The organism is Mesorhizobium sp. RSR565B, from assembly GCF_054719465.1.
Map to the genome: position 1 here is coordinate 3,533,289 of NZ_JBTTIE010000001.1, position 12,137 is coordinate 3,545,425.

A 12,137-nucleotide genomic window follows, 5' to 3' on the forward strand; every position below is an offset into this window, starting at 1 on the left:
GCCGGCATTATGTCGGCGTGCTGATCGTCGCCGAACTGCACAGCGATCCGTCCGATGGTGACACGCCGGTGCTGGCGCTGGCCAAGTTCACGGATGCGGTGCTGGTGCCGAGCATGAACGTCCAGTCCGCCGCCGGAACCTCCAGCGCGCCGTCGCCGAGGAACTGGCGGTGGTCGAGAATTTCGACAACCGGGCCGTTGTCGGCTTTTGACCGAGGGCCATCTGATGCGACGCTACGCCGAGGACTCGACAAGGCGCGGCGCGACCTGTCGGGCGAAGAACAGGCCTCAGCCGGCATTTTAAAATGTCCCGGCGCTTGCCACGTGTACAGTGTCACTGTACAAATTGTTCAGTGGGAGAAAAAGACGGGATGAGCACCGACCAGGCTCCGGTCAAGAATGGCGTCGCCTCGACGGCGACGCATGCCCATCAGATGTTGGGCCAGCGGCTGAAGAGCCTGCGTCTCGGCCGGCGGCTTTCGCTGCGCGAACTCGCCGAGCTGACCGGGACCAGCGCCAGCTTCATCAGCCAGCTCGAGCGCGGCCTGACCGGCGCCAGCACCGCCTCGCTCAACCAGATGGCCTCGGCGCTTGGGGTGAGCGTGGCGATGCTGTTCGAGGATAGTGCCGCCGGGCAGCGCGGGGTCTTGCTGCGCAGCGAGCGGCCGAGCCTGCCGCCCAGCGACGGCTGCCGCAAGATGCTGCTCTCGCGTCCCCCTTTAAGCGACATGGAAGTCTATGTCGGCGAGTTCGAAATCGGCGGCTCGACCGGCCCAGCGCTCTACACCCATGGCGACGCGCACGAGATGCTCGTCGTGCTGCGCGGCATCGTCGAGGTTTCGCTCGGCGATGTCAGGCATGTGCTGGAAGAGGGCGACAGCATCGAATACGCGACATCGACAGCACATCGCTCAGAGAACATCGGCAGTGGCCGAGCCGAGGTGATGTGGATCATTGCGCCACCGACTTCGGTGCGCGCCGAACTCGATCAATACAGGGCCTGGAAACCGCTCGCAGCCAGGTAGGTTCAATCCATGCGGGTCAAATGGGAGAACAATAATCATGCTGAAAACAAGACATCTTGGCCTTGGCGCCGTGCTGGCGCTCGGCGTTCTGGCAACCGCAGCGTTCGCGCAGGAAAAGCCTGTCGCGGGTGAGGTCAAGGAAGGCTCGCTCAAGGGCAAGACGCTGACGCTCGTCTCCTATGGCGGCATCTACCAGGACGGCCAGGCCGCCGCGCTCAAGGAGTTCGTCGAAAAGTCCGGCGCCACGCTGCTCAATGACGGGCCGACAGAGATCGCCAAGCTGCAGGCGCAGGTCGAATCCGGCAACGTCACTTGGGACGTCGTCGACACCGCCGACCTGCCGCCTTACGTCTATTGCGGCAAGCTGTTCCAGAAGCTTGATTTCAGCAAGCTCGACGTCTCCAAGGTGCCCGAGGGCCAGGTCGGCGAATGCTCGGTGCCGGCCATGAACTACGGCGTCGTGCTGATGTACAACAAGGAGAAGTATGGGGATAACCCGCCCAAGAACTGGGCCGATTTCTTCGACACGGCAAAATTCCCCGGCACGCGCGCGCTCGACGGTTCGGGCGACCCGACGGGCGGCCTGCTGGAGCAGGCGTTGAAGGCGTCTGGCGGCGACCCGAAGGCGATGACGGCGGCCGACATCGACAAGGCCATCGATGTCATCCGCAAGCTCGGTCCCGACACGATCTATTGGAAGACCGGCGCTGAATCGCAGCAGCTTGCCGAATCTGGCGAAGCCGACATGCTGATGATGTGGACCGGACGTGCCATGACGGCGGTGAAGAACGGCGCCAAATATGCGCCGGCCTGGCAGGACTGGCTGGTGGTGATGGACCAGATGACCATTCCGGTCGGCGTCAAAGATACGGATGCGGCTTATGCGCTGCTCAATGCCTATCTCGGCAAGGGGGCGCAGGAGATCCTGGCGCAGCAGACCTCCTATACGCCGATCAACAATGACGCGCAGCCCAAGGTCGATGCGTCGGTCGCCGCCTTCCTGACCAACACGCCCGAGCGCCAGAAGCAGGGTTACAAGCAGAACATCAAGTTCTGGGTCGAGAACTTCCCGGTGGCGCAGGAGAAGTGGTCGGCGCTGATGGCCGGCAACTGAACAGCCGAGCGAGAGCCAGGCCGTGAGCGCGTCCGAACCCATCGCCCAACCCGCCGCCGATGTGCGGCCCGGTCGGGCATGGCGGCCGTTCGCGCTCACGGCGCCGGCGCTCATCCTGCTTGTCGCGGTGATCGGCTACCCGCTGCTCACCATCGTTTTGCGCAGCCTGTCGGAACCTGAGTGGGGGCTGCAGAACTATGCCTGGTTCTTCGGCGCGCCGGTCAACCTGACAGTGCTGCAGCGGACTTTCGTCATTTCGGCCTGGGTGACGCTGGTCTGCGTCATCGCGGCCTATCCCTATGCCTATCTGATGACCGCGGTCGGGCCGCGCGTCCGGCTGGTGCTTGTGCTTTGCGTGCTGATCCCGTTCTGGGTGAGTGGTGTGGTGCGAACGCTGTCATGGGTGATCCTGCTGCAGGATTCGGGCGTCATCAATTCGTTGCTGCGCTCGGTCGGGTTCGGCGGCGTCAAGCTGATCCGCACCCAGACCGGCGTGGTCATCGGCATGGCGCAGGTGCTGTTGCCGTTCATGATCCTGCCGCTCTATTCCGTGATGCAAGGCATCGACCTCAGGCTGATGCGTGCGGCGCAAAGCCTCGGTGCGCGGCCGTCGCGCGCGTTCTTCACCGTCTATCTGCCGCTGTCGCTGCCCGGCGTCTATGCCGGCGCGATCATCGTCTTCATCCTGTCGCTCGGCTTCTACATCACGCCTGCTTTGCTCGGCGGCCCGCGCTCGACCATGCTGTCGACGCTGGTGCAGACGCAGGTGCTCAGCCTGCTGCAATGGGGCAGGGGCGGCGCCATGGGCGTCGTTCTGCTGGTCACCACCTTCGTGCTGCTGGCGCTGGCAGCACCTGTGATGCGGTCCAGTCATCGGGAAGCGGGGCGGCGCTGATGGAGATGAAGCCGCTCACCCGCGTTCTTCTCGGGCTCGTCTGCCTGCTGGTGGCGATATGGCTGGTGGCGCCGACGCTGGTCGTGGTGCCGATGTCGTTCAACGAAAACAAATCGCTGGCGTTTCCGCCGCAAGGCTTTTCCTGGCAGTGGTACCAGAATTTCGCCACCAATCCGGACTGGTCGAACAGCTTCCTGAACTCGCTGAAAGTCGCCTCCATCGTTGCCGTCCTGGCAACGGTGCTCGGCACGCTTGCCGCCTTCGGCCTCGACCGCATGAAGGCGCGGCCGGCGAACCTTTTGCGTATGCTGATGCTGACGCCGATGGTGGTGCCGGGCGTGGTGCTGGCGATCGGCATCTATGCCGTCTATCTCGACACGCAGCTCGTCGGCACGCTGCTCGGCTTCGTGCTGGCCCACACCATCCTTGCGCTGCCCTTCGTGCTGATCGCGGTCTCGGCCAGTCTCGAAGTGTTCGACCGCCGGCTGGAGACAGCCGCAGCCAGCCTGGGCGCCGGCGCACTGACCACGTTTCGCACGGTGACGCTGCCGCTGATCGCGCCGGGCGTGCTCTCAGGCCTGCTGTTCGCTTTCGCCACCTCGTTCGACGAGATTGTCGTGTCGCTGTTCATCACCAACCCCTATCTCAAGACATTGCCGGTGCAGATTTTTGCCTCGATCACGCGCGACGCCGATCCGACGGTGGCGGCTGTCGGCACGATCCTGCTTTTCGCGACCACGATCCTGATCGGCGGCGGCATGCTCCTTCTTGGCCGCGAGCGGAAAGGACGCCAATGAATCCGAAGCCGACAAGCAAGGGCGCGGCGATCGATCTCGAAGCGATCAGCAAGGCCTATGGCGGCTTCAAGGCGCTGGACGGCGTGTCGCTGCGCATCGAGCCCGGCGAGTTCATGACGCTGCTCGGCCCCAGCGGCTCGGGCAAGACGACGACGCTCAACGTGATTGCCGGTTTCACCGATGTCACCAGCGGCAAGCTTCTGGTCGGGGAAAAAAGCGTCGTCGGCGTGCCGGCGCACAAGCGCAACATCGGCGTCGTCTTCCAGCATTACGCGCTGTTCCCGCATATGAGCGTCGGCCGCAACGTCGCCTATCCGCTGACGCTGCGCGGCGTCGACCAGGCGACGCGGCAGACACGCGTGGCAAGGGCGCTCGACATGGTCAAGATGGGCGATTTCGCGCATCGCTATCCCAGCGAATTGTCGGGCGGCCAGCAGCAGCGCGTGGCGCTGGCGCGCGCCATCGTCTTCGACCCCCCGCTGCTCCTGATGGACGAGCCGCTCGGCGCGCTCGACAAGAAGCTGCGCCAATGGCTGCAGCTCGAGATCAAGCGCATCCACCGCGAGCTCGGCACCACCTTCGTCTATGTCACGCACGACCAGGAAGAGGCGCTGGTGCTGTCCGACCGCGTCGCCGTGTTCAACCGCGGGCGCATCGAGCAGGTCGGCACCGGCCGCCAGCTCTATGACGAGCCGGCAACGCTGTTCGTCGGCCGCTTCATCGGCGATTCCACCGTGCTGCGCGGCGAGGCGCGCAGCGATGGCAACAGCACCGCGCTGAGCATCGCCGGCGAGACGGTGACGGTACCGCGTAAGCTGTCGGGAGAAGCCAGCCCGGTGATGCTGCTGCGTCCCGAAAAGCTCGCGATCCGAAGAGCCGGCCAAAGTGCTGCCAATGGCGCCAACCGCCTGTCGGGGACGATCGCGGAAGCCATCTATCTCGGCTCGGAATCGAAATACGAAGTTAAGCTCGCCGACGGCTCGGCCGCGATCGTGCGCTCACCGCTGACCGGCGAGAGTTTTGGCCTCGGCGACAAGGTCGAGCTCTGCTTCGACGGCACCGACGCCAAGCTGCTGGCGGACGACGCAAGCGCCGACACCACACTCACCTGATTCCATCTGGCCTGATCCCATCTGGCCTGATCTCATCTGAAAGTCATTCCATGCAAGCCAAGCGCAACGGCGACATATCGTTCTGGTATGCGGATCTGGGGGCGGTTCCCGTTCCGCGCCCGCCCTTGCCTGGAAACATCGAGGCCGATGTCGCCATTGTCGGCGCCGGCTATACCGGCCTGTGGACCGCCTACTATCTGAAAAAGGCGAAGCCATCGCTGCGCGTCGTGATCGTCGAGCGCGAATTTGCCGGCTTCGGCGCTTCGGGGCGCAATGGCGGCTGGCTGTCGGGCGGCTTCAGCTGGTCGCGCGAAAAATATCTCAAGACATCGAGCCGCCAAGGCGTGATGGCGATGCAGGCGGCGATGGCAGGCTGCGTTGACGAAGTGATCCGGGTCGCGACCGAGGAAGGCATCGACGCCGACATTCGCCGCGTCGACAACCTGACGGTGGCCACCAACGCAGCGCAGTTGGAGCGCGTGTGCGAAGAATGCGAGACGATCCGTTCCTGGGATGTCGACCCGAACCGCGTCGAGATGCTGGACGCCGCCTCAACGCGCACGCGCATCAACATCCGTAACGTCATGGGCGGCTTCGTCGTCCATGGCCAGGCGCGGGTGCAGCCGGCCAAGCTGGTGCGTGGGCTTGCCGATGCCGTCGAGCGGCTGGGCGTGCCGATCTATGAGAAGACGACGGTGACAAGCATCGCCAAGGGCAGCGTGACGACAGACCGCGGTACGGTGCAGGCGGAGACGATCATCCGCGCGACCGAGGGTTTTACATCAGGCATCCCCGGCGAGGAGCGGACCTGGCTGGCGCTCAACAGCGCGCAGATCGTGACTGAGCCGCTGCCGCCCGACCTGTGGCGCGACATCGGTTGGGAAGGGCACGAACTGCTCGGCAATGCGGCGCATGCCTATTGCTATGCCCAGCGCACGCGTGAGGGACGCATCACGATGGGCGGACGCGGCGTCCCTTATCGCTACGGCTCGCGCACCGACGTCAACGGCCAGACGCAGCAGGCCACGATCGACCAGCTGCACACGATCCTGACGACGCTCTTGCCGCAGACCAAGGGATGCCGCATCGACCATGCCTGGTGCGGCGTGCTCGGCGTGCCGCGCGACTGGTGCACCACGGTCGGCCTCGATCCCGCGACCCGCATCGGCTGGGCCGGCGGCTATGTCGGCCTCGGCGTGTCCAGCTCCAACCTTTCGGGGCGCACGCTGGCTGACCTTGTTCTCGGGGCAAACACCGAGCTGACGAAGCTGCCCTGGGTCAACCGCAAGGTCAGGCCATGGGAACCGGAGCCCTTCCGCTGGCTGGGCGTGCATTCGATGTACCAGCTTTATCGCATTGCCGATGGCCGCGAGGCGGCAGGGCTTGCGCGCACCTCGAAGCTGGCCGCGTTGGCCGACAGCATCACCGACCACTAAAGCCATTTGTTCTCACGCAATTCCGGGGCAGACCCCTTTCCTGGAATTGCTCTTATCCATGGAGCTAGACTTGATCGATCTTTCGACCTTCCACGATCTCGCCAAGGCCGAGATCGGCGCGTTCTCTCCTAAGCCAACCTCGATTGAAGGGGATCAGGTCGAGGCCGTGCGCTCGTTCTTTCAATCGCCGGACGGGACTGTCGATGTCGGCATCTGGGAATGCACGCCCGGCCGCTTCACCGCCGATCGTTCGGACTCGTCGGAGATCTGCCACATCATTTCGGGGCGCGTGGAACTGAGCCGCATCGATGGCGAGGTGCGGGAACTCGGTCCGGGCGATCTCCTCGTCCTGCCGCAGGGCTGGAAGGGCGAGTGGCTGATACGCGAGACCACGCGCAAGCTCTACATGATCCAGAGCGCCGGCTGACCGGCGCTACGGCTATGGCGAGCTCAGTGATCGATCGGCCCCTTCGGCGAGACCAGCGCGGTGCCGGCGGTCGTCGGGCGCTCGATCAGGCGGCGCACGCGCGGCGGTTCGTCGCCGCTGTGCAGCGCCCGCACCCGCTCGCCGACGACGGCGTCGGCATGGGTGGCGCGCCGGTTGTGGCGGATGTATTCCAGCCAGGTCGGCGTGTGGTAGTGTTCGATCCAGACTGCGGGATTTTCTAGGTCCCGAGCCAGCGTCCAGTTGCGGGCGCCGTCGCGGCGGCGGATGCGCCCGCGCTCGGCCATGGTGGCGAGGAATTCGGGCACATCTTCGTCGCGGATAATGTACTCTATCATGATGGCGATGGGGCCGCTGCGCGGCTTCAGGTCGAGGCCGAGATGCGGCTCCTTGAAGCGGTTGAGCGGGTCGAGGTTGAGAGTCGTCTGCTGCGGCAGCGGCAGGAACAAGCCGATGGCGCCGCCAACAAGCATCGCGATGGCCGCCGCAATCAGCGCGGTTTCGGCGCCATGCGCATCGGCAACGACGCCCCAGATCCAGCTGCCCAGCGCAATGCCGCCGAAGGTCGCCGTCTGGTAGACCGACAGCACCCGGCCGACGACCCAGCGCGGCGTCGACATCTGCACCGTGACGTTGAAATGCGACAGCGCGATCACCCAGCAGGCGCCGCCGATGAGCAAACCCGCCGCAGTCTGCCAGGCATTGAGGCTGATGGCGGCATTGAAGGCGCAGACGGCAAAGCCGGCGAAGGCCATCCGCACCATCGTCTCGCTGGACAGCAATTGTCTGAGACGCACGCTTATCAGCGCGCCGCCGACGGCGCCGATGCCGAAGGCGCCGAGCATGATGCCGTAGGTCAAGGCATCGCCCTTGACGACGTCGCGCGCCACCAGCGGCAGCAGCGCCAAAACCGCGCCGGCGCTGAAGCCGAAGGCGGAGCCCCTGACCAGCACCTTGCCGATGTTGGGCGACATGGCGACATAGCGCAGGCCGGCGCCCATGGCGGCGCCCAACGTCTCGCGCGGCAGCGTCGAGACCGGCAGCTCCGGCTTCCAGCGGAAGAGCACGATGATAAGACCTATATAGCTCAGCGCATTGGCGGCGAACGCAGCAGCCGCACCAGCGGCGGCAACGATGATGCCGCCGATCGCCGGGCCGACGCTGCGTGTCAGGTTGAAGCCCAGTGAATTGAGTGCAACCGCGGCCGGCAGCTTGTTGCGCGGCACCATGTCGCCGACCGATGCCTGCCAGGACGGGTTGTTGAGCGCCGTGCCGCTGTCGATCAGGAAGGTGAAGGCAAGCAGCGTCCACGGCGTCATCCAGCCGTTCCAGGTGAACAGCGTTAGAAGTGCAGAGACGACCAGCATGAAGATTTGGGCGATCAGCATCACCTTGCGCCGGTTGAAGCTGTCGGCGATGGCGCCGGCGACGAGTGCAAACAGCATGATCGGCAGAGTGGCCGAGGCCTGGACCAGCGCCACCTGATAGGGCGACGTGGCGATGGTGGTCATCATCCAGGCGGCGCCGACGCCCTGGATCAGGCCACCGAAATTCGACACCAGGCTGGCCGACCAGACGGCGCGGAAGATGCCGTGCCGGAACGGCGCCAGCGCCGAAACGCGTTCGCTGTCCGGCTCGTCATCGATCATCAGACCTGTCCCACCTTAACGTGCTGGTTTCGTCCGCCGGGACGACAATCATGGCATCCGTTTGAAATAGAGCACGACATCCAAAAGGGCGAACGCGTCTTCGAAAAAGATCATGGTCCAACAACAGGATAGCAAGGCGAAAATACGTCAGCCGGGAAGGGTTCGCTACCCAGAGCGATGTTCTCATTGGTCCACTGCGCGGGGCTGTCGGCCGCGCGCGAAGTCAGCTTCTGTCCCGGGCAGCGGTATGCAAGGCTTCGGTCAGCGTGCCTGTCGTCTCGCCGCCGGCGTGAAGGCGCAGGAAAAGCTCCATGCCGACAAGCCGCAGCCTGGACGGTTGCTCGCGCCGCGCGAGCTGGACCATGTCCTCCACATTCGCGGCGGGCCATTTCATGGCATCGCGCAGGAAACCGCCGCGCAGCAAAGTCTCCGTGCCGGCAGAGAATTGCGACGACATTTCGAAGCCGATCTTGCGCGCCTGGACGTTCTGGCGCGGAATGTGCTTTTCAGCGATCTTTCGCAAAAGCCATTTTCCTGTTTTGTCGCGGTATTTCTGCCGCCTCGGCAAATGGATGGCGAAGTCGATCAGCCGGTTTTCCAGGAACGGGACCCGCAGTTCCACGGACGCCGCCATGCTCAGCCGGTCGTGCCGGTGCAGGATGTCCTGCAGATGCGAATAGAGGTCGTAGAGGCAACTACCGAGAAAGGCGCGATCGGCGGGCGGCGTCACCGGCTCCAGCCGGTCGAAGATCTCGGTTTGCAGGAAATTCAGCTCCGGCGACAAAGCACGCAGGACCATGCTGCGATCCATTTGTGAGTGGCTTCCAGCCGAGACCTTGTAGGGGGCATGACGCTGCTGTTCGAATCTCCGGTCGAGCGAGCGCTTCGAGTGCACCAGGCGCCGGGGCCACGACCAGGAACGCCACTTCTTCATGCTCAAGGCCTGCAAGGGGTAGCCGCCAAACAATTCGTCTGCGCCTTCGCCGGTGAGCAGCACCTTGACGCCATCGGCCCGGCATCGTTCGGCAAGCGCCAGCAGCGCGACATGGCTGGCGTGCCAGCCATCGCTTTCAAGATGCCAGATTACCCTTGGCCAAAGTTCGAAAAACCGGTTCCTGTCGACCTGCACCCGGCGCAAGGGCACGCCCACATGGCGGCCGGTGCGTTCGGCGTCTTCGGCCTCGCTGTTGCCGAGCTGCGGGTCGACGACATAACCATGGACTTCCGGCCTGAACCGCTTTGCCAGCGCCGTTATCAGGCCGGAGTCGACACCGCTGCTGCAGGCGGTGGCAACGCTGGTATCGGCGATGCAGTGAAGCCCGACGCTGTCCTTGAGCAACGCCTCGAGCGTTGCCATGTGTTCAGCATCAGCGGATGCATCGCCGGTAATGCGCGCGGTCTCCAGCACGTCCAGCACATGCCAGAAGCGGCGCTTCTCGATAACGCCATCGGTGATCTTCCACAGGCCGGCGGGCGGCAGGCGCTCGATGCGGTCGAACAGGCTGTAGCTGGAATCGCGGCTCTGCCAGGCAAGCCGCAAGGTGATCTCGCGGCTGTCGATGTCGCGCGGAAAACCGTCGCAGGCGAGGATCGCCTTGTCCTCCGAGGCGAACAGGATTCGCTCCGGCGTGTCGGCCACCGACATCGGCTTGATTCCAAGACGGTCACGCGCAAGCCACAGCGCACTGCTGCGAGCGTCGAAATAGGCGAAGGAAAACATCCCGTCGAACAGCGGCACGGCTTTTTCGGGACCCCAGTGATGCAAGGCTTCGAGAACCACTTCGGCATCGCAGATGGTTCGAAAGACGACGCCTTGCGCCTGCAGCGTTTCGCGCAGCGAGCGGTAATTGTAGACCTCGCCATTGTAGACGAGAACGCCATCGCCGGAAGAAGTCAGCATCGGCTCACGGGCGGCGGGCGAGGGATCGATGATGGTAAGTCGGCGGTGACCGAGCGCCAGCCGATTGTTGTGCCAGCTGTCATGATCGTCGGGGCCGCGATGTACCAGCGCCTGCATCATGCTGGCGACATCCGACAGGTCGTTGGCGTCGATCGGGTTTCGTTTGCGCCAGACGCCGGCTATTCCGCACATGGCCTGCCGGTGAGTTCTGCCTGAGTCATGGCCTGCAATGTAGCCGGAACACAGCCGCCTGCAAGCGCTGCCTAGAACCCGTTTTCGATGCGCTCGAAGATGACGTTGGTGAAGGCCGATATCTGGCTGCCGATGAACGGACCGGTCAGCGCCACGACCAGCATGATGGCTACGATCTTGGGTACGAAGGTCAGGGTGATTTCCTGGATTTGGGTCAGGGCCTGGATCAGCGCGATGCCGATGCCGACCACCATGGCAACCAGCACCACCGGCGCGGACGCGACGAGCACCGTCCACACCGCATACTGGACGATGTCTAGGGCGTCGGCCTCGTTCATGTGAGCGCGCCTTTATGGAACTGTCTAGCTGGCCGGCTTTATCGAAACGCCCGCGCCGACCGGCACTTCGGTGCCGTTCTGCAGCACGGCGATCACGCCGTTGCTTGCAAGCTTGGCCGAGGCCACGACGCCGGTCGTCTTGCCGTCGGCCGAGGTGATCGAACGGCCGATCAGGGCATCGGCCTGCGACAGCGCCGACGACTGCATGATCTGGTCGAGCTTGGTGTTGGTCTGCACCGATTGCTCGACCTGCGAGAAGGTGGCGAGTTGGGCGACGTACTGCGTCGAATCCATCGGTTTCGTCGGATCCTGGTTCTTCATCTCGGCGATCAACAGCTTCAGGAACGACTGGTAGTCGACCGCTGTCTTCGACGTCTGCTGGGTACCCTGGTTGGCGCCCGTGGGGATCGTCGTCGTCATGTCCACATTCATCAGTATTGTGCTCCCACGGCCAGCGGGCGCTTCGCACCCTGAACATCGTCATTGCCGCCAAGTGCGCGGCGTTCGAGCGGATAAAGCGCGCGGATAGCCTTCAGCGCTTCATAGATATGGTCTTCGCCGACCATGCGGTCGATCTGCTTCAGCGCGCCACTGATCTGCTCATCCTCGAAGCTTGCCAAAAGCAAGGGCAGCGAGCGGCGGAACATGGCGCGCGCCTCGATGGCGCCGGCCGGGTTCATCAGCATCACCTGCAGGATGAAATAGAGCTGCTTGAGCGGCGTCGAGGCATCGTCGGCCTGGATGACATGGTTCTCGAGCAGGAACTGTACGTCGTTCATCAGCTCGACGGTGACCTTGCGGTCGACGCGGATGACGGCGCCGTTGATGTAGATCTTCTCGTTCGGCTTCAGCGATATCTTCAGCGTGTTGGTCATTGAATGCCGTCCCGGATGATCTGGGACACTTCGATCAGCCCTTCGAAATTGTCGGTGCGGCCCTGGCGGATGTCCTCGGCCTCGCGCAGCAGCCACAGGCCGATGGAGATGAGGTTGGCGCGCAGTTCCTTGGGCAGGACATTGTCGCTGGAACCGAGATCCTCGACGAAGGTGGTCCAGACCCGGTTGGTGAAGTGCAGCGCCTCGACCGCTTCCATCGAGGTGTGGCCGACCGCCGCCGCCGCCGCCAGCATTTCGATCGAGCGGGTCAAAAGCTGCCGCTCGCGATCTTTCGCATCGGCAACGGAGTCTGTCTGGATGTCGGCGTAGGAGAATTGGTACATCGTTTGGCTCTACCGT

The 12,137-nt window shown here is 64.1% G+C and carries 14 protein-coding genes; 8 read left to right on the plus strand and 6 right to left on the minus strand.

All coding sequences use genetic code 11. The annotated features are described in order from the left end of the window. Positions 1-17: 17 nt before the first annotated feature. Genes ACYG9R_RS17215 through ACYG9R_RS17250 form a run of 8 tightly spaced genes read left to right on the plus strand, consistent with a single transcriptional unit; the run spans position 18 to position 6,805 of the window. On the plus strand, positions 18-374 hold the full coding sequence (locus ACYG9R_RS17215) for a hypothetical protein (protein WP_245260023.1): 357 nt from the start codon (positions 18-20) through the stop codon (positions 372-374). Continuing rightward, entirely contained in the window at positions 371-1,024 is a 654-nt protein-coding gene (locus tag ACYG9R_RS17220; protein ID WP_027049833.1) for a helix-turn-helix domain-containing protein, read from the plus strand. Before ACYG9R_RS17215 ends, ACYG9R_RS17220 begins: the two co-directional genes overlap by 4 nt. A 37-nt stretch (positions 1,025-1,061) precedes the next feature. Next, positions 1,062-2,138, plus strand: a complete 1,077-nt coding sequence (locus ACYG9R_RS17225; protein ID WP_023728389.1) for an extracellular solute-binding protein — start codon at positions 1,062-1,064, stop codon at positions 2,136-2,138. A 22-nt stretch (positions 2,139-2,160) separates the two neighbouring features. Then, on the plus strand, positions 2,161-3,033 hold the full coding sequence (locus ACYG9R_RS17230; RefSeq protein ID WP_023683283.1) for an ABC transporter permease: 873 nt from the start codon (positions 2,161-2,163) through the stop codon (positions 3,031-3,033). Next, positions 3,033-3,830 carry an ABC transporter permease gene (locus tag ACYG9R_RS17235; RefSeq protein WP_023695739.1) on the plus strand — a complete coding sequence of 266 codons (798 nt, stop codon included), beginning with the start codon at positions 3,033-3,035 and terminating at the stop codon, positions 3,828-3,830. The genes ACYG9R_RS17230 and ACYG9R_RS17235 overlap by 1 nt, the downstream gene beginning before the upstream one ends. After that, complete coding sequence (locus tag ACYG9R_RS17240) at positions 3,827-4,942, plus strand: ABC transporter ATP-binding protein (protein ID WP_023823312.1); 1,116 nt, start codon at positions 3,827-3,829, stop codon at positions 4,940-4,942. The genes ACYG9R_RS17235 and ACYG9R_RS17240 overlap by 4 nt, the downstream gene beginning before the upstream one ends. 50 nt (positions 4,943-4,992) lie before the next feature. Continuing rightward, positions 4,993-6,378, plus strand: a complete 1,386-nt coding sequence (locus ACYG9R_RS17245; RefSeq protein ID WP_023823313.1) for an NAD(P)/FAD-dependent oxidoreductase — start codon at positions 4,993-4,995, stop codon at positions 6,376-6,378. Between the two features lie 58 nt (positions 6,379-6,436). Further along, positions 6,437-6,805 (plus strand): cupin domain-containing protein, encoded by a 369-nt coding sequence (locus tag ACYG9R_RS17250; protein ID WP_081726812.1) that lies wholly within the window; start codon positions 6,437-6,439, stop codon positions 6,803-6,805. 23 nt (positions 6,806-6,828) lie between these two features. On the opposite strand, the gene ACYG9R_RS17255 is transcribed toward ACYG9R_RS17250, so the two are convergent. From ACYG9R_RS17255 to flaF, 6 genes are all read right to left on the minus strand, one after another. Then, positions 6,829-8,472, minus strand: a complete 1,644-nt coding sequence (locus ACYG9R_RS17255) for an MFS transporter (RefSeq protein WP_023671898.1) — start codon at positions 8,470-8,472, stop codon at positions 6,829-6,831. 223 nt (positions 8,473-8,695) lie between these two features. Beyond that, positions 8,696-10,564 carry an asparagine synthase (glutamine-hydrolyzing) gene (gene asnB, locus ACYG9R_RS17260; protein ID WP_023823314.1) on the minus strand — a complete coding sequence of 623 codons (1,869 nt, stop codon included), beginning with the start codon at positions 10,562-10,564 and terminating at the stop codon, positions 8,696-8,698. Positions 10,565-10,635: 71 nt separating this feature from the next. Further along, positions 10,636-10,902, minus strand: coding sequence for a flagellar biosynthesis protein FliQ (fliQ, locus tag ACYG9R_RS17265; protein ID WP_023671896.1), 267 nt, complete (start codon positions 10,900-10,902; stop codon positions 10,636-10,638). 24 nt (positions 10,903-10,926) lie between these two features. Then, on the minus strand, positions 10,927-11,334 hold the full coding sequence (gene flgD / locus ACYG9R_RS17270; protein WP_023823315.1) for a flagellar hook assembly protein FlgD: 408 nt from the start codon (positions 11,332-11,334) through the stop codon (positions 10,927-10,929). Continuing rightward, positions 11,334-11,777 carry a flagellar biosynthesis repressor FlbT gene (gene flbT, locus ACYG9R_RS17275; RefSeq protein WP_023683290.1) on the minus strand — a complete coding sequence of 148 codons (444 nt, stop codon included), beginning with the start codon at positions 11,775-11,777 and terminating at the stop codon, positions 11,334-11,336. Before flbT ends, flgD begins: the two co-directional genes overlap by 1 nt. Beyond that, positions 11,774-12,121, minus strand: a complete 348-nt coding sequence (flaF, locus tag ACYG9R_RS17280; protein ID WP_023671893.1) for a flagellar biosynthesis regulator FlaF — start codon at positions 12,119-12,121, stop codon at positions 11,774-11,776. Before flaF ends, flbT begins: the two co-directional genes overlap by 4 nt. Positions 12,122-12,137 lie beyond the last annotated feature (16 nt).